We start from the raw sequence: 21,108 nt of genomic DNA on the forward strand, positions 1-21,108 counted from the left end.
GCCGCAAGTGGTTTCAGGCGCCGGCGGTGGGCAGCCACACGTCGGCGCGCACACCCGGGCGCTCCGTCCCGGGAGCGGCCTCGCGCAGCGTCACCGTGCCCTTGTGCCTGCCGACCAGCTCCCGCACGATCGGCAGGCCGAGGCCGGTGCCGCCCTTGTCGCGGCTGCGCGCGTCGTCGAGGCGCGCGAAGCGCTCGAACACCCGCTCCCGCTGGTCCTCGGGGATGCCCTCGCCGTCGTCGGCGACGCTGATCCGCACGCCGCGTCCCTCCTTGTGCAGGGAGACCCGCACCTGTGAGGAGGCGTGCCGCACGCCGTTGTCGATGAGGTTCCCGATCGCCCGCCGCAGCCCGTCGACGTCCCCGTCCACCCACAGTGGACTTTCGGCGTCGGCGAAGACCACCGGCACCCGGTAGCCGCTGTACCGCTGCGTGATCGCGGTGAGCATGTCGCCGACGTCGATGCGCTCGGCCTTGCGAAGCAGCCGGTCGGGGTCGTCGGACTTGGCCAGCAGCAGCAGGTCGTCGGTGAGCCGGCCGAGCCGGTCCACATCGGACAGCAGATCGTCGAGCAGGTCCTCGGTCGGCCCGATCCGGGCGGCGACCTCCAGCTCGGTGCGCATGTTCGCCAGCGGACTGCGCAGCTCGTGCGCGGCGTCGGCGACGAACGCGCGCTGCCTCGCCCTGGCGTGTTCGAGCCGGTCGAGCATGCTGTTGAGGGTCACCGCGAGCCGGTGGATCTCGTCGCTGCCCTCCGGGATCGGCAGCCGCTCGGCCCCGCGCACCTCCTCGGCCCCCCGCCGCAGCGACTCCACCGGCCGCAGCGCCATGCCCACCACGTACCAGATCGACATGCCGAGCAGCACCGTCAGCGTGGCGACCAGCACCAGCAGTCCGATCTTGAAGAACTGCACGCTGTGCTGCATCTCGTACAGCGGTACCGCCACCAGCACGGTGTACCCGCTCGTGCTCGCCACGTGGACCCGCAGGTTCCCCGCGTAGGTCGACTGGTCGGCGCGCACCGTCAGCGCCTCCCTGTGCTCAAGCGCGTGCTCGATCTGCTCGGGCCGCAGCACCGGCACCAGCCGGTCGGCGCCGGGCGACACCCGCATGATGCCGCCGTCGGGGCCGAGGACCTGCACGATCGCGGAGTTGCCGACCGGGATCGGGTCCGGCAGGTCCTTGCCTGTCTCGATCAACGCGACGACGTCCTCGGCGGTGTTGTCCGCGCCGGCGTCGGCGGAGTTCAGCAGCGCCGCCTCAAGGACCTTGACCAGCGCGAACCCGCCGATCCCGAGGGTCACCAGCAGCCCGACCATCCCGATGATCACGACCCGGGACCGCAGGGTCAGGCGCTGCTTCCCGTTCATCGCTGCTCGGCCTGGTCCGGGACGAGGCGGTAGCCGGCGCCGCGCACGGTCCGCACGGACCGGCGGTCGAAGGGGTGGTCGATCTTCTTGCGCAGGTACCCGATGTACACCTCGACGACGTTGACGTCGGTGTCCACCGGGGCGCCCCACACGTGGTCGAGGAGCTCGACCTTCGACAGCACCTGGTCGGCATGCCGCATCAGGTACTCCAGCAGCGTGAACTCCCGCGTCGACAGCGCGATCTCGGTGTCCCCGCGCCGCACCCGCTGCGCCGCCGGGTCGAGGCTGAGGTCGCCGACCGTCAGGATCGCCGGGCGCGCCCGCACGCCCCGCCGCAGCAGCGCGCGCAGCCTGGCCAGCAGCACCACGTAGGAGAACGGCTTGGTGAGGTAGTCGTCGGCGCCCAGGTCGAGGCCGTCGGACTGGTCGTACTCGCCGTCCTTGGCCGACAGCATCAGCACCGGCACCCAGTTGTCGTCGGCACGCAGGCGCCGGATCACCTCATAGCCCGACAAACCAGGCAGCATGACGTCGAGGATGACCGCGTCGTACTCGCCGAAGCGCGCCGCCTCAAGGCCGGCCTTGCCGTCGTGCACGACGTCCACGGCGAAGCCGTCGGCGGTCAGCCCCCGTGACAGGGCGGCGGCCATTCGTTCCTCGTCCTCGACCACAAGCAAACGCATGTCACCGACAGTAGGCCGCCACCTGGCAGGAACCTCAGTTCTTCTCAGCACGGTCACAGCGCCCAGGCGCAGGGTTGAGTCAACCGATCGGGGAAGACTGTAGAAGTGGCGACCGCGCTCACGGCCGCGACAGGTCGGCGGCGACGGTTCGAGGGAAGGAATCCAGGGGCGATGAAGAACACTGCGACACTGAGGCGCTGGGCGGTACCGACGGCGATCGGTGCGGTCGTCATCGGCGTGGGCGTCGGCGCGACGCTCGTACAGGCCGGCGACGGCGACTCACTACCTCCCAAGACGGCGGCCCAGCTGCTCACCGATCTGCAGAACGCCGAGATCGGCGGGCTCAGCGGCACGGTCGTCACCACGGCGAGTCTCGGCCTGCCGACCGGGCTCACCGACGGCGGCGGGGCCGAGATGTCCTCGCTGCTCAGCGGCAGCAAGACCATGCGGGTCTGGTACGGCGGCCCGGAGAAGATCCGCGGCGCCATCCTCGGCACGCTCGGCGAGTCCGACTTCATCCGCAACGGCGCCGACGTGTGGACCTGGTCGAGCGAGGAGAACAAGGCCACGCACGCGACCCTGCCCGCCGACTACGCCGACACGGCGATGTGGCCGCCCAAGGCCATCGCCGGTGAGCCGATCACGCCCGACGAGGCCGCCGAGTCGGTCCTCGCCGCCATCAACGGCACGACCGAGGTGACCACCGACGGCACCGCCGAGGTCGCCGGGCGTCCCGCCTACGAGCTCGTGCTCAAGCCGAAGGACGCGGCCTCGACGATCGGCGAGATCCGCCTTGCCGTCGACGGTGAGACGAGCCTGCCGCTGCGCACGCAGGTCTTCGGCGCCGGCCAGTCCGAGGCCGCCTTCGAGATCGCCTTCGCGCGGGTCATCTTCGAGACGCCTCCCGACGAGCACTTCACCTTCACCCCGCCGCAGGGCGTCGAGATGACCGAGATGGGCGAGCAGGACTGGTCGAGCGCCGAGGGCGAGCACCCCGAGGTCGAGGGCGAGCCCAAGGGCCTGGAGGTCATCGGCGAGGGCTGGACGGCCGTCGCGGAGTTCACCTCGGTGGAGCTGGCCGACCTCCTGGCCGGCAAGCAGGTCGAGGGCGCGAGCCCGCAGACCGGTGAGGGGATCAACCGGCTCCTGGAGAGCCTGCCGTCGGTCAGCGGTCCGTGGGGCAGTGGCCGGGTGTTCAGCTCGACGCTGGTGAACGCGCTCATCACCGACGACGGCCGCATCCTGGTCGGCGCGGTCACCACCGACAAGCTCGTCGAGGTGGCCGGCCGGTGACGGACGCGACCACGGTCGCAGCGGCGCGGGAGCCCGGCTCCCGCGCCGTCCGTACGCGGGGGCTGTCCAAGCGCTACGGGAAGGGGACCCTCGCCGTCGACGGCCTCGACCTCGAAGTCCCCTACGGCGCGGTGTTCGGTTTCCTCGGCCCCAACGGCTGCGGCAAGACGACCACGATCCGCATGCTCCTCGGCTTGATCGAGGCCAGCTCGGGAACGGCCGAACTGCTCGGCGAGCCGATGCCGGGCAGCGCCCGCAAGGCGCTCCCGCGCATCGGGGCCCTCGTCGAGGGACCGGCGTTCCACCCCTATCTGTCCGGTGTGGACAACCTGCGGCGGATCGACGCGGTGGACCGGTCCACCGACCCGGCGACGGTCGCCGAACGCATCGAGTCGGCCCTCGACCGTGTGGGCCTGCGCGCGGCGGCCCGCAAACGCTTCCGGGCGTACTCGCTGGGCATGAAGCAGCGCCTGGCGATCGCCGGCGCCCTGCTGCGGCCGCGCGAGCTGCTGATCCTCGACGAGCCGACCAACGGGCTCGACCCGCAGGGCACCCGCGAGGTCCGCTCGCTGATCGGCCAGCTCGCCGCCGACGGTGTCACCGTGCTGCTGTCGACGCACCTGCTCAGTGAGGTGGAGCAGGTGTGCAGCCATGTGGCGGTGATGCACCGGGGCAGGCTGGTCACGCAGTCCTCTCTGGAAGAACTGCGCGCGACGGTGGTCTCCCGCGTACGGGTGGAGACGGCGGCCGTCGAGGACGCCGCGCGTGTGCTCGGCGGTGCGGGCCTGTCCGATGTGGTCGCCGGCGCGGGCGAGGTCACGGCCCTGATCGGCGAGCACCCGCCGGAGAAGCTGGTCGACGCGCTGGTCGCCGAGGGCGTGCCGGTGCGCGGCTTCGGCGTCGTACGGCCCGACCTGGAGGACGTGTTCGTGTCACTGACGGGGGAGGGCTTCGATGTCGGCGGCTGAAGGCGTGTCCACGGTGGACGCGGGCTGGGCGCCGCGGCGCCGGTTCAGCACCCGCTTCCTGCGCTCCGAGATGGGCCTGATCGCCCGCCGGCGCCGCAACCAGGCGGGACTGGCCGTGCTGGCGGTCATTCCGGTCATCATCGCCGTGGTCATGGCCGCGACCAGGCCCGCGCCGGGTTCGGGCCCGCCGCTGTTCACCGCGATGCTCGACAACGGCCTGATCACCGTCCTCGCCGGGCTGAGCATCGAGATGAGCCTGTTCCTGCCGCTGGCGGTATCGATCCTCGCCGGTGACGCGATCGCCGGTGAGGCCAGCACCGGAACCCTGCGCTACCTGCTGACCGTCCCGGCCGGGCGGGTCCGCCTGCTGGCGGTGAAGTTCGGCGGGATCGTCGCCGCGACCTTCGCGGCCGTCGGCGTGATCGCGCTGACGGGCGCCGTCATGGGCGTCGCGCTGTTCGGTACCGGGGACATGGTGACCCTCTCGGGTACGACGCTGCCTTTCGGCGAGGCCCTGGGGCGCGTCGGGATCGCCGTGCTCTACGTCGTCATGTGCCTGGTGGCGGTGGCCGCGATCGGCCTGTTCGTGTCGACGCTGACCGAGCAGCCCATCGGCGCGGCGGTGGCGATGCTGATGTTCATCGTGCTCAGCCAGATCCTCGGGGCGCTCGACGACCTCGACTGGCTGCACCCGTTCCTGATCACCAACTACTGGTCGTCCTGGGCGGACCTGCTGCGCGACCCGCCCGCCTGGGATCAGATGTTGCTCGGCGCGGTGTCGGCGGCGGTCTGGACGGCCTTCGGGCTGTCGGCGGCCTGGGCGCGGCTGACCACGAAGGACATCACGAGTTGAGGGCGCGGCCGGGTGATCCCGGCCGCGCCGCTCGGCTCAGACCCCGGCCGGTACGCGCTCGGGGTCGCCCGCCGGGTCGGGTTCGGGCTCCGGGGGCTTGCGGCGCGTCAGCGCCCGCGCGGAGGCGAGCACGATCCAGATCCCCCACACCGCGAAGGCGATCAGCGCGAGCCACGCCGGCGGCACCGGGATCCACGGCCACATCAGCAGGCTCTTGTCGACGGCGTCGGCGAGGGACAGGACGCCCAGGATCCACGAGAGGGCGCCGAGCCCGCCGCGTCCCGAGCGCCGCCAGGCCGCGCCGAGGCCGATCCAGCCGAGCCCGAGCAGGGTCAGCGCGATCGGCGCGTACAGCGGCACGTCGAGGTAGTGGCCGGAGGTCGCCACGACCGTGCCGACGATGACGCCGACCGTGGAGACGGTCGCGGCCGGGCGAAGCGGCACCCCGAAGACGCGGGCGGTGCCCCGGTAGGAGCGCAGGCCCAGGACCAGCCAGCCGAGCAGCACCGCCGCGATCACGGCGACCGACTTGGCCGCGCTCAGGTGGAACTCGATGCGATCCGACCCCGCCGCCCCGTACCAGTCGCAGCTCGCCGGGACGTTCTTGGCGCGCTGGTCGAACTCCGCGCAGTGCAGCAGCTTCAGCATCTTCGTCGGGTCGCCGACCGCGCGGTTCGTCGACAGCCAGGACCCGCAGGCGGGCAGCGGGATGGGGTCGGAGCCGCTCGAAGAGTCCTGCCAGCAGTTGCCCGAGCCCTGCCCGTCCCACCAGAAGTCGCGGGCGTTGGGCCGCGACTCGCCGGTGGGGGACACGCCGAGGACGTTGTCCTTGTACCAGTTGTCGTGCGAGGTGTCGGCCTGCTTGCCCAGCGCGGTCTCGTTGCGCACGAAGGCCGGCACCCACAGCAGCATGAACGCCGCGGAGTCGTGGCCGTAGACGTGGTTGTTCCGGAACAGGTTGACATTGCCGCCGCCGACGAGCACGCCCGTGCCGACCGGCACGCTCACCGCGGGGCACACCACGCCCTGCTCGTAGCCGCGTTCGGCGTAGGGCTTGGCGCAGGTTCCGTCGGTGACGTAGCCGGTGTAGTTCTGGTTGTTGTCGTGGATGTCGTTGTTCTCGACGAGCGCGTGGTTCTGCGGCAGGCCCGGATGGTCGGGGAACCCGGAGTCGGTGGAGAAGCCGGCGGAGTTCTCGTAGAACTCGTTGTCGTGGGTCCACACCGAGTCGCCGGCGGTACCGGAGTAGCCGAGCATGTTGTGGTGGCTCTTGCAGCCGCGGATCTCGATGGCGTAGCGGCCGACCTCGTGGCCGGAGCCGCTGTTGATGTCGCTCGCCGAGCCCGGGTAGACGCCGGAGTCGCCGTTTCCGTAGGCCTCGCAGTCGTTGTAGAGGCCGTGGTCGGATCCGAAGGTCAGGAAGCCGTACTCGTCGTTCCAGCGGCCGACGACGTCGTCGATGGCGAAGCCGTCGGTGGCGAGGATGTAGACGGCGTTGAAGGTGGTCTTCTGGGCGGTGAAGTTGCGCAGGTAGATGCCGTTGGCCATGTCCCCGCGCAGCGCGTTGAGCTTGCTGTAGCCGGCGTCGAGGACGACGTCGGCGGGGGAGGCGCCGGTGCCCTCGATCTGGAGGTCGCGCTTGCCCATGACCGCGACCAGGTTCTGGTTGTGCGGGCACTGCGCCTGCTGCTCGAAGCTCAGGATCTGGTGGCCCAGCCCTGATATCGGCGCCTGGAGGTTCGCGCACGCGCCGGTCGGCTCGGGACGGCTCGGCAGTTCCTCGTAGAGGCCCGGCAGCACCAGGATGCGCATGCCCGCGGTCTGCACGGCGTCGACGGCGGCCTGCACGTCGCGGTGCCCGGAGGTCTGGCACTCCTCGTACAGGGTCTCGTTGCGGGCCTTGACGTCGGCGGGGAACCCGGCGATACGGGCGGCGAAGTCCGCCGCGTCGTCTTTGCATACGGTCAGGTACGGGCCGTCGGTGCGGTAGACGGGAACACTGCCGCTGCCGTCGGGGAAGGTGATGGGGCGCTCTTCGTGCGCGGCGGCGGGCGCCGGTGGGATCACCAGCGCGGTGAGCAGCGTCGCGAGGACGGCGAGGATTAAGGCGACACCACGTTGTGCTTGGCCTCTGGTCGACATGCGAGAGAGTTTAGGGAAACTCGGCCGCCGTGTGGGTGTTCGTTACCGGCGAGTTTCCCCGGGTTTCAGGCGTCGCGCAGCAGGAGGTTGCCCTCCGGGATGACCATCGAGGGCCGCGCGCTCCCGACGGACTGGCGCAGGCGCAGCGCGCGCTCCTCGTCGACGGCTCGCGTGTAGGCGCGGGCGGTCTCGGCGGCGATGTCGGACCAGCCGAAACGCTCGTGCACCATCGCGCGCGCCGAGGCGGTGATGCGACGGGCGAGGAGCTGGTCGGACAGGACCGTGGAGACCGCCTCGGTCAGCGCGCCGACGTCGGCCGGCGGGAAGGAGAGTCCGGTGACGCCCGACTCGACGATCTCGGCGAGCCCGCCGACGTCGGAGGCGACCACGGGCGTGCCCGCGGCGGCGGCCTCCAGCGCCACCAGCCCGAAGGGCTCGTAGCGGCTCGGCACGACCAGGCAGTCGGCGGCGGCGTAGAGCGCGGGCAGGTCGTGGCCGCCGATGAAGCCGACGAAGTCGACCCCGTCCAAGGCCTTCGCCTTCACCGCGTGGGCCTTGAGGTCCTCGGCGTGTGGGCCGTCGCCGGCGATGACCACGCGCAGCCCCGGGTGACGCTCGCGGAGGGCGGGCACGGCGTCGAGGAGGTCCTGGACGCCCTTCTCGAAGACCAGCCGGCCCGCGTACAGGACCATCGGCCCGTCGGGGGAGTACTTGTCGCGCTGCGCCTTGACGGCGGCCGGCGCGGCGGCGAAGGCGGCGGGGTCGACACCGTTGTGGACGACCTGCGTCTTGGCCGCGGGCAGCTCGAAGAGGCGGCTGACCTCCCAGCGCATGTCCTCCGAGCAGACCAGGACGCGCCGGGCCTCGTAGGTCAGCCACCACTCGATGGAGTGGATGCAGCGGTTGAGCTCGGCCGGGAGCCACCCCCGGTGCCGCCCCGCCTCGGTCGAGTGGATCGTGGCGACCAGCGGCGCGCGCAGGTGGTGCTTGAGCGTGACGGCGGCGTGGTTGACCAGCCAGTCGTGGGCGTGGACCACGTCGTACTCGCCGCCGGCGCCCAGCGCCGCGCGGACCAGTGCGTGGTTGAGCGACATCGTCCAGGCAAGCAGGGTCTCGGTGGTCAGGGTGAGCAGCGGCGGATCCTGCGGGGCGCGGATCACGCGCACGCCGTCGACGACCTCGTCGAGGGCCGCCGGCGACCCGTCGGGGTGCTCGCCGTAGCGCGTCACGACGGTGACCTGGTGGCCTTCGCGGACGAGTGCCGTGGCCAGCGCGTGCACGTGGCGGCCGAGACCGCCGACGAGGACGGGCGGGTACTCCCAGGAGAACACGAGCACCGAGTGCCTGTCGCCGCGCTTCGCCTGGTCAACGCCCCTGCTCATGCTCTAGCTCCTCGTCTCGTGGTCCTGCGGCACCCCGTGGCCCGCGCCGGTTCGGCGGCGGGCGACGGAGGCAATTGTCCGGGCAGGGGCACGCGGGGGTACTGGCGGGTAGGGGGAGAGTGAGGGGCGCGCCCCGACGGTCTCGGCGCGGCTGTTCCAGGCGCGGTGGGCACCGGCGCACGCGCCACGGGTGTGGCCGAGAACTCGGTGACCACCCCCACCGCGCGTGCGGCGGCTACTACTTCCCCCCGTCCTCTTCCTTCTTCTTGAGCCTTCGCGCCAGCTCCGCCAGGAACTCCGGGTCGTCGTCGGGCGCCTTTTGCGTCCGAGTCGACGGAGGCGCCGCCTGCGGGCCGGGGCCCGTCGCCGCGCGCGGGCGTCCGGTCGCGAACCACAGGACCGCGCCGACGACCGGTACCAGCAGGATCGTCAGCGCCCACGCGAACCGCGGCAGATGGCGGGGTCGCCGTTCACCGCCGAGGCAGTCGGCGAGCGCGGAGATGACCAGTACGACGTAAATGATGAAGAGCACGAGCAGCCCGCGGATCATCGGTCGTCACCGCCTTCATCGATGTCGGGGAACTCCACACCGAGTTCACCCCCTGCCAACAGTTTGTCAACCCATTCGTCGATTCGCACACTCACTTCGTCGGTGGTGCCCGTGGCGTCGATATAGGTGAAGGCGGCGGCCTCGGGAAGTTCGCGGTAGGCGCGGTCGAGGGCGCGCAGGCGATCCACCGGCTCCTCGTCGATCCCGCGCACGGCGACGCGCTCGCTGGCCAGCTCGGGTGGCAGGTCGAGGAACAGGGTCAGGGCGGGGCGGGGGACGCCGCGCATGGCCTTGCGGACCCAGGGCTCGACCTCGGGGCAGAGCATGCGGGTGCGGGCGAACTGGCAGTAGCTGTAGCGGTCGGCGACCAGCAGGTCGGCGCGCAGGCTCCAGCTCAGGTTGAGCCTGCGCATGGCCGTTTCGGCGCGCATCGCGGTGCGCGGTCCGAGCAGGGCGATGGAGTCTCCCCGGCCTAGTCTCTTGGCGACGTTGGACAGGACACGGCGTCCGCTGGCGGCGAGGTGGTAGTCGGCGGGAATCCCACGCTCGACGAGCCGGCTGGTGAGCCTGCGCGCCTGCGTGGTCTTTCCGGCGCCATCTATGCCGACGAGAGCGATGACGGCCCCTGGGGGCTGGGAGTCGTCCACCTGTTAAAGGGTAGAGGAAGCGGACGACAGTCTTCGTTACTCGTCGGTAACTTGGCGGGTACCATGTTGTCCGTGACCCGGTGTGTCACTCTCGGCTTGTCCGCGCGAGGATGAGCACTGAACGATCGCTAAGTAGGCAGAATTCAGGAGGTATCCGGCTCGATGAACATCGTTGTCCTGGTCAAGCAGGTACCGGACTCCGGCGCCGAGCGCTCGCTCGCCGGTGACGGGCACACCGTGGACCGTACCGGTGGCACCAACGTCATCAACGAAATGGACGAATACGCCATCGAGGAGGCGCTCCGCCTCAAGGACGAGACCGGCGGACAGGTGACCCTGGTCACCGTCGGACCCGACCAGGCGCTGGAGTCCGTTCGCAAGGCGCTCTCCATGGGACCCGACGCCGCCGTGCACGTCAGCGACGAGGCCGTGGCCGGTTCCGACGCGCTCGCCACCGCGAAGGTCCTCGCCGCCGCTCTCGGCACCCTCGAGTACGACCTGATCCTCTCGGGCGCCGAGTCCACCGACGGCGGCGTGCAGGTCATGCCGCACATGCTCGCCGAACTCCTGGACATCGCCGCCCTCACCGGCGCGCGCAAGGTCACCGTCGACGGCGACGGCCTCCTCGTCGAGCGCCAGACCGAGGACGGCTACGAGGTCGTGCGCGCCTCCGGCAAGGCCATCGTGTCCGTGTGGGACACCATCAACACCCCGCGCTACCCGTCCCTCAAGGGGATCATGGCGGCCAAGCGCAAGCCCGTCACCGCGCTGACGCTCGCCGACCTGGGCGTCTCCGCCGACGAGGTCGGCACCGCCGGTGCCGCCACCAAGGTGCTGTCCGCCGAACCGCGCCCCGTGCGCGGCGCCGGCCAGCGCGTCGAGGACTCCGGGGACGGCGGCGACAAGCTCGTCGAGTACCTGGCCGCCGAGAAGTTCGTGTAGGGGAAGGGAAAGCGATATGGCTGAGGTATTCGTCGTAGTCGACGCCAGCGGTGACACCGTTCGCAAGGTCACCCTCGAAATGCTGACCATGGCCCGTGCCCTCGGTGAGCCCTCCGCGATCGTGCTGGGCGCCCCCGGCACCGCCGGCCCCCTCGTGGAAGCCCTCGGGCAGTACGGCGCGCAGAAGGTCTACGTCGCCGAGCACGCCGACCTTGCCGACTACCTGGTCGCCGGCAAGGCCGAGGTCCTCGCCGGCCTGGTGTCGGAGAAGTCCCCCGCGGCCGTCCTTCTGTCCAGTGGACAGGAGGGCAAGGAGATCGCCGGCCGCCTCGCGGTCAAGCTCGGCAACGGCCTGCTCACCGACGTCACCGGCCTCGACGCCGACGGCACCGCGACGCAGAACGTCTTCGCCGGCTCGTGGATCGTCAAGTCCCAGGTCACCAAGGGCATCCCGCTGGTGACCGTGCGACCCAACTCGCTGACCCCGGAAGCGGCCGCGGCCACTCCCGAACAGGTCGCCGTCGAGGTCGCCGTGTCCGACAAGGCCAAGAAGGTCGCCGTCGTCGAACGCGTCGCCGAGAAGAAGGGCAGCCGCCCCGAACTCACCGAGGCGTCCATCGTCGTCTCCGGCGGACGCGGCGTCGGCAGCGCCGACAACTTCGCGCTCGTCGAGGAACTCGCCGACCTGCTCGGCGGAGCCGTCGGCGCCTCCCGCGCCGCGACCGACGCCGGCTTCTACCCGCACAAGTTCCAGGTCGGCCAGACCGGCTCGACCGTCTCCCCGCAGCTCTACATCGCCCTGGGAATCTCCGGCGCGATCCAGCACCGCGCGGGAATGCAGACCGCCAAGACCATCGTGGCGGTCAACAAGGACGAAGAGGCGCCCATCTTCGAGCTCGCCGACTTCGGCGTCGTCGGGGACCTCTTCAAGGTCGTCCCGCAGGCCGCCGAGGGCATCAAGCAGCGTCGCTGACGGCTTTGATCCACATGCAAGGGGTGCGCTATTGTCGGCGCACCCCTTGTTTTGTAGGGACTCACCAATAAGCATTGGAGGAGTGCCGCATGGCCACTCAGTCCGCAGTGGTCGGCCGACGGGTACTGGCCGACCTCATCCCCGCCTCCGCCAAGGCGACCACCCTCGCCCGCGACGCGGTCCTCGTCCTCGGCGGCGCCGGCCTCGTCGGGCTCTCCGCCCAGGTCGCCGTCGAGATCCCGGCGATCTCCCCGGTCCCCTTCGTGGCCACCACGCTCACCGCCCTCCTCCTCGGCGCCGCCTACGGCCCGGTGCGCGCCGCCCTGACCTTCTCGCTCTACCTCCTGGCGGGCATGGCGGGCGTCCCCTGGTTCACCGACGGGAACTCCGGCACCGGCATCGTCTCCCTCGGCTACGTCATCGGCTTCCTCGCCGCCGGCGTCGTCGTCGGTGAGCTCGCCCGCCGCGGCGGCGACCGCACCCCGCTGCGGACCATCGGCACGATGATCATCGGCAACCTGGTCATCTACGCCTTCGGCGTGCCCTACCTGATCGCCGCCTCCGGCATGGACATCTCCACCGGCCTCTACAAGGGAGCCGCCGTCTTCCTCGTCGGCGACCTCATCAAACTCGCCATCGCCGCCGCGCTCCTGCCCGGCGCGTGGGCCCTGGTGAAGAAGTTCCGCGACGCCTGAGCCCCGGCTCCCGGCGCTGCCGGACCCGCCCCCACGGCATGGCGACAGGCCGTGGGGGCGGGTCCTTCGTCCACATGGGACCGGAAGGTCTAACAAGCGGGTACCACGGGACCGTCACTGCCGGTGTCGACGAAGGCGTCGGACACGTAGTTGCCGTCGGACAGCCGATCCCAGACCGTGCTCGTGTTGTTCCACGGCCCTGTCACCGAATCACCCTGGACATAGCAGGCCAGCGACACGACCTCACCGCTCGGCGCCGACCGCACCACCGCGGCGTTCAGACGCGGCCCGCTGCGGATGTTGACCGTCCCGTTCGGGTTGTACACCGGGGCCTGCACCCCCGTCCCCGGCGAACCCGGCCCGTAGTTGGTCAGACAGCAGTCGGAGTTGTACAGCCTCGTGCTCCCGCGCACCGCGTAGCCCTGATAGGCCTGCGACTGCGCGTACCAGATCCAGCCGCCGATCTCCTTGCCGTTGACGCCCACGGGCGAGTTGCCCTGCCACAGCGACCAGTGCACGTGGTCGCCGTTGGCCCGGCCACCGCAGGGCAGCTGCTCGCCGATCTCACCGATGTAGGCACCGAGGGCCACCTGTGACCCATCGGCGACAGTCGTCTGGTTGTAAGTGTGGTAGTACCCGGTGGTCCACCCGTTGTCGTGCACGACCTTGATGAACGGCGTGCTCGTCCCGCAGAAGCGGTACAGGCGACCCGACTGCGCGGCCCGCACCATGCGGTCCCCACCGTAGAAGTCGATCGAGTTGTAGGGCGTCGACGTGCCGGAGTCGCCGTGCACGCCCCAATGGCGCCAGCTGCCCCCGTTGGCCTTCCACGGCAGCGCCAGACCGGTCGCCGCCAGCGTGGACGCCTCCTGCGGCACCGCCGTCGAGGCCAGCGTCGCGCGCTCGCCGTCGCCCATGAGCTCGGCCGGTGCCTGAGCCGTCGCGCGGGCGAACGCGGGGGTGCCTTCGAGCGCGACCTGCCAGCGGCCGTTGACGCGGTGGCCGAAGAACAGCGCGGTGACCGGGCCGCTGTGGGTGGTCGAGGGGACGCGGAAGGCCGCTCCGCCGAAGACCCAGTCGCCCGAACGCGAGGTCCGGCCGGACTCGACGATCGCCGAGAGGCCGGCGTCGGGGGCGAGCTCGTAGAGGTCGCGGGCCTGCGCGCCCTTCGCCGCCGACATGGCGTCGGTGACCGCCCGGTCGAGGCTCGGGGCGGCGCCGGCGGGGCCGGCGAAGGTGATCGAGGCGGCCAGTGTCGCGAAGGCCAGACCTGCGGTTAAGAGGGGCCGGAGTGTTCGTCTCATGGTGTCGCTCCTGGTGTGGGGCTGGAAGTGATCGAGACGCTAGACCCCGCCGGAACCGCGCACCAGCACAAGAAATTCACCTAAATTGCGATCTTCGCCCCGGCGACCGGACGCGGGCATGGTGAAGGCGTGTGCCCGGCTCGCGGGCACACGCTCCGACGTGACTATGGGCATTCAGCGTCGCGGCCGGGGCGCGCGGCGCCTTGCCTTTTGTTCGTGACCCGGTTACGGGCTAGGACGTGTCCGGTGGGTCCTGGGACCCCCGTGGTGATCCACCGGACAGGCCCTCAGGGCCAGTCCCAGCCGATGCCGATGGCGCCGGGCTGCACATTCGTCTCCACCAGTTGGACGGTGTGCCGCGCGGAGAGCGCCAGGTCGCCGGTCTCGTGCCGGTTCTTGGCCAGTTTCGCCTGGGCGAAGCTGTAGCAACGGGAGGGCAGGGCCGCCGGGTCGAAGCGGACCTGGAGGATGAACTGGTCGACGGGGGCGCGGAAACCCCGGCCGTGGCCGGTCGTCTCGGCGGTCTGGTCGTTGACCTCGTAGCTGAACAGATGGGTCTCGCCTTCGGCGAGATGCTGGCCGAACATCAGCTCGGCGAGCAGGATGGGTCGCTGATCGTGCCGAACCACACGGCCGATCTCGCAGTCGCGCCCCGCCAGGACGCGGACCCGGTCGATCTCGCAGCCCGGGTCTCCCCGATAGGCCGCGACGTAACGGTCGATTCCTCCGCGCCTGGCCCTGACCAGCAGCGCGGTGATGAGTCGTGCCTCCCTGCGTTCGGCGTCGATGTAGACGGTGACCTGTTCGCTCAGGACGTCCACCCGATGTTCCCGGGCCGCGGGGAATTCGTCGCACAGCTCGCGCATGGCCGCCCCGCCGCCGAGTACGACCTCCGGTCGCTCCCGTTCGGCGCGGATGGTCCTCGGACCGCGGGCCCGGCGCGGGCCGAGCAGTGATACCAGCGCGTTCGCCGGCACACCGAGGATCTCCTCGAGTACGCCGACTGCCGCTATCGAGTTGGGTTTCTCGGGTTGGGTTCGGCCGTGCTGCCAGTAACTGAGACTTGTGGTCGATACTCGCAGCCCGCGTTCGGCCAGCCTGTGTTGCAGGCGGTCAAGTCCGAGGCCACGGGCGTCGATGGCGGCCCTGAGGGCCACATGGAACGGTCCGTGTCTTAGTACCTCGGCCAGCGGATGTGTCTGGTCGGTTCGTGTTGCCGTCGCCATGGGCAACATCGTGTCCGTTCGCGGCGGCTAAAGCAATCCCCGCCCGGCGGCCCGGCGCCCCGGTTGGCACCGGCGGCCGAGCGGCTCTCGGTAGGCTGTGCATGCCATGGCCTACCTTGATCACGCCGCCACGACCCCGATGCTCCCCGACGCCCTCGACGCGTACGTGGCGGCAGCCACGCACCTCGGAAACGCCTCCGCCCTGCACGCGGCCGGGCGCGGCGCCCGAAGGCTCGTCGAGGAGGCGCGGGAGTCCGTCGCGGCCGATCTGGGGGCGCGGCCGAGTGAGGTCGTGTTCACCGGCGGTGGCACCGAAAGTGACAACCTCGCAGTTAAGGGCATGTTCTGGGGGCGGCGCGACGCCGATCCGGCCCGGGTGCGGGTGGTGTGCTCCGAGATCGAGCACCACGCCGTCCTCGACGCCGTCGAGTGGCTGGAACGTCACGAAGGGGCCCGGGTGAGCCTGCTCCCGGTGGACTCCGCGGGCCGTATCGATATGGACGTACTTGCCGGTATCCTCGCCGCCCACGGTGAGGAGATCGCGCTCGTCACGGCGATGTGGGCCAACAACGAAGTCGGTACCCTCCAGCCAATCAGTGAAATGTCGGCCGCGAGCGACGAACACGGCATTCCCCTGCATACCGACGCGATCCAGGCGGTCGGACAGGTCCCGGTGAACTTCGCGGAGTCCGGCGCGGCGGCACTGACGGTTACCGGACACAAGCTCGGCGGACCCGCCGGAGTCGGCGTCCTCCTGCTCGGCCGCGACGTCCCGGTGACCCCGCTGCTGCACGGCGGGGGACAGGAGCGCGACGTGCGGTCGGGGACCCTCGACGTGCCCGGGATCGTCTCCTTCGCCGCGGCCGTGCGCGTCGCCGTCGCCGAGCAGGCCGCGACCGCCGAGCGCCTCGCGCGCCTGCGCGACGACCTCATCGCCCGCGTACGCGCGGCCGTGCCCGACGCGATCCTCAACGGCGATCCCGTCGACCGCCTCCCCGGCAACGCGCACCTGTCGTTTCCGGGCTGCGAGGGCGACGCGATCCTCATGCTCCTCGACGCCGCCGGTGTGCAATGCGCCACCGGCTCGGCCTGCAACGCCGGCGTCGCGCAGCCCTCCCACGTGCTCCTCGCGATGGGCGCCGACGCGAAGCTCGCACGCTCGACGCTGCGGTTCAGCCTGGGGCACACCTCGACGCAGGCCGACGTCGACGAACTCATCGCCGCACTGCCCACCGCGGTCGAGCGGGCGAGGGCGGCGTCGGCCACATAGGCGCCCCGCGCGGCCTGGCGTAACCTCGACAGGTGAGTTTGAAGGTTTTGGCCGCCATGTCCGGCGGCGTGGATTCAGCGGTGGCCGCCGCGCGCGCGGTCGAGGCCGGCCACGATGTCACCGGCGTGCACCTGGCCCTGTCGCGCAACCCGCAGACCTACCGGACGGGCGCGCGGGGCTGCTGCACGCTGGAGGACTCCCGCGACGCCCGCCGCGCCGCCGACGTCATCGGCATCCCCTTCTACGTGTGGGACATGGCCGAGCGCTTCCACGAGGACGTGGTCGACGACTTCGTCGCCGAGTACGCCGCCGGCCGCACCCCCAACCCCTGCCTGCGCTGCAACGAGAAGATCAAGTTCGCCGCCGTGCTCGACCGGGCCGTCGCGCTGGGCTTCGACGCGGTCGTCACAGGACACCACGCGCGCATCGAGGACGGTGTGCTGCGCCGGTCGGTGGACATGGGCAAGGACCAGTCGTACGTGCTGGCGGTGCTCAACCGCGAGCAGCTGTCGCGGGCGATCTTCCCGCTCGGCGACATCACCAAGGAGCAGGTCCGCGCCGAGGCCGCCGAGCGCGGCCTGTCGGTGGCCGACAAGCCCGACAGCCACGACATCTGCTTCATCGCCGACGGCGACACCCGCGGCTTCCTCACCGAGCGGATCGGCGCCAAGCCCGGCGACATCGTCGACGGCGATTCCGGCGAGGTCCTCGGTGAGCACAACGGCGCCTTCGCCTACACCGTCGGCCAGCGCCACGGTCTGGGGCTGACACGTCCTGCCGCCGACGGCAAGCCCCGCTACGTGCTGTCGATCACGCCGGTGTCGAACACCGTGACCGTCGGCCCCCGCGAGGCCCTGGAGGTCAGGATCGTGCACGGAGAGCGCCCGGTCTGGACCGATGGCGTGGAGCGGACCGAGCCCGTCGAGTGCGACGTGCAGCTGCGCGCGCACGGCGAGGTCCAGCCCGCGACGCTCGTCGCGTCGGGCGGCACCCTCACCGCCCACCTGCGCAACCCCGCCCGGGGTGTGTCGGCCGGGCAGGCGATGGTCGCCTACCTGCCCGACTCCCGGGGCGACATCGTCCTGGCCAGCGCGACCATCACGGGGGCCGAGCGTGGCTGACCGGCCCGCACTGCCGCCCGGTGCCGCCACCGGCGTCGGCTCCCTCCCGGGGACCGACATCGTCGAGGCCACCCGCGTCGTCCTCGGGGAACTCCCCGACCTCCCGCACCTGCCCGAGCTGCCCGCGCGCGGGCCCGGCGCGGACATGATCGGCCGTTCGGCGGCGCTGCTCGCCGAGTTCCCCGTCGAGCTCTACGCCGGGCGCTGGCAGACCTGCGACCGGCCCGGCCGCGACCTGCGGCAGGCGCTCGACTTCCTCGACCGCGACCTCGACACGCTCACCGAGCAGGCCGACGGCTTCGCCGGCGTGCTGAAGGTCCAGTCGGCCGGTCCCTGGACTCTCGCGGCGAGCGTCCAGCGTCAGACCGGCGGGGCGATCCTCCGCGATCCCGGCGCCGTCCGCGATCTGACGGACTCGCTGACCGAAGGGCTGCGCGAACACCTCGCCGACCTCGCCCGCCGCATCCCCGGCGCGACCCTCATCCTCCAACTCGACGAGCCCTCCCTCCCCGCCGTTCTTGCCGGAGCCGTCCCCACCGAGTCGGGGCTTGCCCGCTACCGGCCGGTGGAAGCGCCCGTCGCCTCGGCGCGGTTGCGCTCACTGGTCGAGGCCATGGCCGTGCCCGTCGTCGTGCACAGCTGCGCGCCCAACGTGCCGGTCGCGCTGCTGGCCGAGACGGGTGCCGCGGGCATCGCGGTCGACATGGCGTTGCTCAACCTCGACAAGGCAGCCGACCTCGACCCCTTCGGTGAAGCGCTCGACGGCGGCATGTGGCTGTTCGCCGGCAGCGACGCCGCCGACCCGGGCGCCGCCGCCCGCCGCCTCTGGCAGCGGCTCGGGCTGACGCCCGCGCGCCTGCCCGAGCAGGTGGTGGTGACGCCGCCGTGCGGGCTGGCGGGCCGGACGCCGGCGGAGGCGCGGCGGGTACTGGACGCGTGCCGGGAGGCGGGGCGGCGGCTGCGGGAGGATCCGGAGGGGTAAGGGGTGTGCGGGGGTGAACACCGGCCGGTGGAGCCGCGTGCCCCACGGCCGTTGCCGTCGCGCGATCCCGGCCGCCGGGCGAAAGCGCACAAAGCTCGCAGAGTCCGACACCGGCTCCGCTGAAGCCGGCCCCGAAGGCTTCGCGTCGCCGATGTTCGCGACCGCGTCGCGCCGGGGTGGAGGGATCCCGCCGCGCCTGGCGTGGTGTCGCGTCCTGAACTTCCCCTGGAGACCGGCGCTGGCGTGTTCGTCTGCCCGCAGGCGGCGAGCGTGCCGCGCTTCGAGTTCGGGTCTGAGCGGCCGGCCGCCGACCGCCGTTTGGGCGAGGATGGTTTTGCAGTCCGGTGCGGGCTGCGTGCACTGGCCGTTCGGCCGAACCGGTGGCCATGCTTCCCAGCGCTCAGGCGGCGGAGACACTTCCCGCTGCGTCGTCCATCCGTCCGTCCCCCGCCCGCCAGTCCCGCCGTCCGTCCCCTCCCGCAGGATGCCGAGGTCGTCGAGGTCCTCGGCATCCTCCAGCGCGGCGGCGTCGATCAAGTGGCGTTCGTATGCGGCGCTGTCACGCGCTCAGCCGCCCCACGCCCGCACCCTGCTCGTCCCCGCGTCCCCCATCCGTCCACTGTGGTCTAGAACCCCTCCGCGGTCACGCCGCCAGCACCACCCCCCGAGGCCGTCGCAACCACACCGGCAGCATGCACGCCACCGCCGCCAGCACGCTCAGCCACGGGAACCAGTCCCCGAGCACGCCGTACACGGTCCACACCCCGCTCGCCGCGACCTCTCCCACCACCGCCCGTTCCTTCCCCTCGGCCACGCTACCGTAGGGGTCGCTGATCGTCGCCAGTCCCTGGCCGGCGGCTCGCACGATGCTCATGCCCTGCTCGATGCCGCGCATGACGGCGCTGCGGCTGTGCAGCCACTCGTCGAAGTCGGCGCCGAAGTCGAGCGCGGGGCCGAGCAGGACGGCGGCGCCGGCGGCGCGGTAGTCGGCGGCCAGCGCCGGGAAGTCGAGGTCCTTGCACACGATCAGTCCCCACTTCGTCCCGGGCACGAAGGCCAGTTCCCCGCCCGGCGTCAGTTCGGGCCCGCCTTGCGGCGCGTCGGTCTCCAGCCCGGGGATCATGTGGTGCTTGCGGTAAATGGTGGGCGCGCCGCCGTCGGCCGGCAGGTACATGGCGACGTTGTAGGTGCGCCCGTCCTGTTCGAGCGCGGCGCCCACGACGAGGTCGATCCCCGACTCGGCGGCGATGCCGCTCCAGGACGCCAGGAAGGCGGCCGACTCGGCCTCGCGCACCCAGAAGAGCTTCTCGGGCAGCACGACGACCTTCGCGCCGCTCGCCGCGACCGGCGCGATCGCCACCCGGTACGCGTCGGTGAGCGCGGCGGCTTCCGGTGCGTCGTAGGGCATCACGGGGTAGGGAGCGGCCAGGGCGAGCGCGGCCATCGTCACCGTCTCGTCCGGTTCGGGGGCCGTGGCCAGGCGGACGGTGCCGTAGCCGAGCGGGAGGGCGAGCAGCACGAGGGCGAAGGTCGCGGTCTTCCGTCGTGTCCGCCGCAGGAGGTTCGGCGCCGACATCGCCGCGATCGCCGCCGGTGCCAGCAGCACGAGGAAGGTCACGCCCCACACGCCGGTCACCGACGCCGTCTGCGCCACCGGCAGCAGGTCGGACTGCGTGTAGGCCAGCGACCAGTAGGCGCCGTGCGGCATGGCGAGGCTGAACAGGAATTCGAGCGTCACCCACACCGCCGGGACCGCGACGGCGGCGAACAGCGGCAGGCCTTTGCGGGCGAGGGTGCGAAAGAGCCACACGGCGAAACCGAACACCAGCGCCGGGCCGACGAAGAGGCCGACCACCAGCGGCACCGGCAGCATGATCTCGCCGGTGTAGTAGCTCCACAGTGGAATCTGCCCGCCGAGCCAGGCGAGTGTCCCCGACAGGAACGCCAGTGGCGCCGGGATCCGGCTCGCCACGAGCAGGACCGGCAGGGGCGCCAGCCAGGTGAGGGCGGCGACGGGCGTCAGTCCGGCGCCGAGTGTCCACAGGACGGCCGAGGCGGTCGCGGCGATCGCGGCCGCGGTGAGCCGCTCAGTCGCGGAGTCCATGGAGGATCCTTTCCAGGCTTTGCCGGCACAGCTCGCGGAACTCCCCGTCGGGCAGGCCGATGCGGCCCCCGAGGTGCAGTCCGATGAGTCCGTGCAGGTGGGAGGTGATGGTGAGGCCGACCAGCCACGGGTCGTCCCGGCGCAGTCGCCCGGCGTCCATCTGGGCCTTCACGGCCGCGACGACGAGGTTGAAGGTGGGGGAGTTCCCGGCGCGCAGTTCCCCGAACTCGCGGGCGCCGGGACGCTGCTCGGTGAACAGGAACGTGTAGACGCGCGGTTCGGCGAGGGCGAAGTCGGTCATGCGCTCCAGCCCCAGGTGGAGGGCCTCGTCGGGAGCGGTCGTGGGCAGGTCCGACCAGCGTTCGGCGAGTTCGGCGAAGTAGCCGTCGGCGAGGTGGGCGAGGAGGGCGTCGCGGCTGGGGTAGTGGCGGTAGACGGCCATCCCGGACAGGCCGATCTTGCCCCCGATGCGCCTCATCGTCACCGCCGTACTGCCTTCCTCGGCGAGCAGTTCCCTTGCGGCGGCGGCGATGCGGCTGGCGGTGTCGGTCATGTTTACAGCGTAAACAGCGAAGCCCGATTCCGCCACCCTAGGGGCCCTCCG

General features: G+C 71.4%; 19 protein-coding genes. 9 read left to right on the forward strand and 10 right to left on the reverse strand.

Translation table 11 applies throughout. From position 1 onward, the window contains the following. Positions 1-13: 13 nt before the first annotated feature. Together AB0I28_RS10840 and AB0I28_RS10845 are read right to left on the reverse strand one after the other, a co-directional pair. Positions 14-1,369: a HAMP domain-containing sensor histidine kinase gene (locus AB0I28_RS10840; protein WP_357491852.1), complete on the reverse strand. Its 1,356-nt coding sequence runs from the start codon at positions 1,367-1,369 to the stop codon at positions 14-16. Further along, a complete protein-coding gene (locus AB0I28_RS10845; RefSeq protein ID WP_357491854.1) occupies positions 1,366-2,052 on the reverse strand; it encodes a response regulator transcription factor in 687 nt (228 codons plus the stop codon). Before AB0I28_RS10845 ends, AB0I28_RS10840 begins: the two co-directional genes overlap by 4 nt. A gap of 171 nt (positions 2,053-2,223) precedes the next feature. On the opposite strand from AB0I28_RS10845, the gene AB0I28_RS10850 reads away from it, so the two are divergent. The 3 genes from AB0I28_RS10850 to AB0I28_RS10860 are packed head-to-tail and all read left to right on the forward strand — an operon-like array spanning position 2,224 to position 5,166. After that, positions 2,224-3,345 carry a hypothetical protein gene (locus AB0I28_RS10850; RefSeq protein ID WP_357491856.1) on the forward strand — a complete coding sequence of 374 codons (1,122 nt, stop codon included), beginning with the start codon at positions 2,224-2,226 and terminating at the stop codon, positions 3,343-3,345. Next, positions 3,342-4,313 carry an ABC transporter ATP-binding protein gene (locus tag AB0I28_RS10855; protein WP_357491858.1) on the forward strand — a complete coding sequence of 324 codons (972 nt, stop codon included), beginning with the start codon at positions 3,342-3,344 and terminating at the stop codon, positions 4,311-4,313. The genes AB0I28_RS10850 and AB0I28_RS10855 overlap by 4 nt, the downstream gene beginning before the upstream one ends. After that, the gene (locus tag AB0I28_RS10860; RefSeq protein WP_357491860.1) at positions 4,300-5,166 is read left to right on the forward strand and encodes an ABC transporter permease subunit; all 867 of its coding nucleotides are present in this window, start codon (positions 4,300-4,302) and stop codon (positions 5,164-5,166) included. Before AB0I28_RS10855 ends, AB0I28_RS10860 begins: the two co-directional genes overlap by 14 nt. 36 nt (positions 5,167-5,202) lie before the next feature. Here the strand turns inward: AB0I28_RS10860 and AB0I28_RS10865 are convergent, their stop codons facing one another. The 4 genes from AB0I28_RS10865 to AB0I28_RS10880 form a co-directional block, all read right to left on the reverse strand. Next, complete coding sequence (locus tag AB0I28_RS10865; protein WP_357491862.1) at positions 5,203-7,308, reverse strand: right-handed parallel beta-helix repeat-containing protein; 2,106 nt, start codon at positions 7,306-7,308, stop codon at positions 5,203-5,205. Positions 7,309-7,373: 65 nt separating this feature from the next. Beyond that, positions 7,374-8,690, reverse strand: coding sequence for a glycosyltransferase family 4 protein (locus tag AB0I28_RS10870; protein WP_357491863.1), 1,317 nt, complete (start codon positions 8,688-8,690; stop codon positions 7,374-7,376). 238 nt (positions 8,691-8,928) lie between these two features. Next, the gene (locus AB0I28_RS10875) at positions 8,929-9,240 is read right to left on the reverse strand and encodes a PLD nuclease N-terminal domain-containing protein (protein WP_357491865.1); all 312 of its coding nucleotides are present in this window, start codon (positions 9,238-9,240) and stop codon (positions 8,929-8,931) included. Next, positions 9,237-9,887 (reverse strand): thymidylate kinase, encoded by a 651-nt coding sequence (locus AB0I28_RS10880; protein ID WP_357491867.1) that lies wholly within the window; start codon positions 9,885-9,887, stop codon positions 9,237-9,239. Before AB0I28_RS10880 ends, AB0I28_RS10875 begins: the two co-directional genes overlap by 4 nt. Before the next feature lie 162 nt (positions 9,888-10,049). Here AB0I28_RS10880 and AB0I28_RS10885 point away from each other — a divergent pair, with 162 nt between their 5' ends. The 3 genes from AB0I28_RS10885 (at position 10,050) to AB0I28_RS10895 (ending at position 12,497) form a co-directional block, all read left to right on the forward strand. Further along, positions 10,050-10,829 (forward strand): electron transfer flavoprotein subunit beta/FixA family protein, encoded by a 780-nt coding sequence (locus AB0I28_RS10885; protein ID WP_357491869.1) that lies wholly within the window; start codon positions 10,050-10,052, stop codon positions 10,827-10,829. A gap of 16 nt (positions 10,830-10,845) precedes the next feature. Then, on the forward strand, positions 10,846-11,802 hold the full coding sequence (locus tag AB0I28_RS10890) for an electron transfer flavoprotein subunit alpha/FixB family protein (protein WP_357491870.1): 957 nt from the start codon (positions 10,846-10,848) through the stop codon (positions 11,800-11,802). Positions 11,803-11,891: 89 nt separating this feature from the next. Then, positions 11,892-12,497: a biotin transporter BioY gene (locus AB0I28_RS10895; protein WP_357491872.1), complete on the forward strand. Its 606-nt coding sequence runs from the start codon at positions 11,892-11,894 to the stop codon at positions 12,495-12,497. Positions 12,498-12,586: 89 nt separating this feature from the next. Here AB0I28_RS10895 and AB0I28_RS10900 read toward each other — a convergent pair whose 3' ends face one another. Continuing rightward, complete coding sequence (locus AB0I28_RS10900) at positions 12,587-13,801, reverse strand: peptidoglycan DD-metalloendopeptidase family protein (protein WP_357491874.1); 1,215 nt, start codon at positions 13,799-13,801, stop codon at positions 12,587-12,589. A gap of 287 nt (positions 13,802-14,088) precedes the next feature. After that, positions 14,089-14,778 carry a hypothetical protein gene (locus AB0I28_RS10905; RefSeq protein ID WP_357491876.1) on the reverse strand — a complete coding sequence of 230 codons (690 nt, stop codon included), beginning with the start codon at positions 14,776-14,778 and terminating at the stop codon, positions 14,089-14,091. Positions 14,779-15,133: 355 nt separating this feature from the next. On the opposite strand from AB0I28_RS10905, the gene AB0I28_RS10910 reads away from it, so the two are divergent. From AB0I28_RS10910 to AB0I28_RS10920, 3 genes are read left to right on the forward strand one after another with little or no spacing between them, the layout of a single operon-like run. Continuing rightward, positions 15,134-16,297: a cysteine desulfurase family protein gene (locus AB0I28_RS10910; protein ID WP_357491878.1), complete on the forward strand. Its 1,164-nt coding sequence runs from the start codon at positions 15,134-15,136 to the stop codon at positions 16,295-16,297. A 38-nt stretch (positions 16,298-16,335) separates the two neighbouring features. Next, on the forward strand, positions 16,336-17,418 hold the full coding sequence (gene mnmA, locus AB0I28_RS10915) for a tRNA 2-thiouridine(34) synthase MnmA (RefSeq protein WP_357491990.1): 1,083 nt from the start codon (positions 16,336-16,338) through the stop codon (positions 17,416-17,418). Further along, positions 17,411-18,400, forward strand: a complete 990-nt coding sequence (locus tag AB0I28_RS10920) for a methionine synthase (RefSeq protein ID WP_357491880.1) — start codon at positions 17,411-17,413, stop codon at positions 18,398-18,400. Before mnmA ends, AB0I28_RS10920 begins: the two co-directional genes overlap by 8 nt. A 643-nt stretch (positions 18,401-19,043) precedes the next feature. Here AB0I28_RS10920 and AB0I28_RS10925 read toward each other — a convergent pair. Continuing rightward, positions 19,044-20,504, reverse strand: coding sequence for a nitrilase-related carbon-nitrogen hydrolase (locus AB0I28_RS10925; RefSeq protein ID WP_357491881.1), 1,461 nt, complete (start codon positions 20,502-20,504; stop codon positions 19,044-19,046). After that, on the reverse strand, positions 20,488-21,057 hold the full coding sequence (locus AB0I28_RS10930) for a TetR/AcrR family transcriptional regulator (RefSeq protein ID WP_357491883.1): 570 nt from the start codon (positions 21,055-21,057) through the stop codon (positions 20,488-20,490). The genes AB0I28_RS10925 and AB0I28_RS10930 overlap by 17 nt, the downstream gene beginning before the upstream one ends. Positions 21,058-21,108: the final 51 nt, after the last annotated feature.

The organism is Phytomonospora sp. NPDC050363, from assembly GCF_040655735.1.
GTDB lineage: Bacteria > Actinomycetota > Actinomycetes > Mycobacteriales > Micromonosporaceae > Phytomonospora.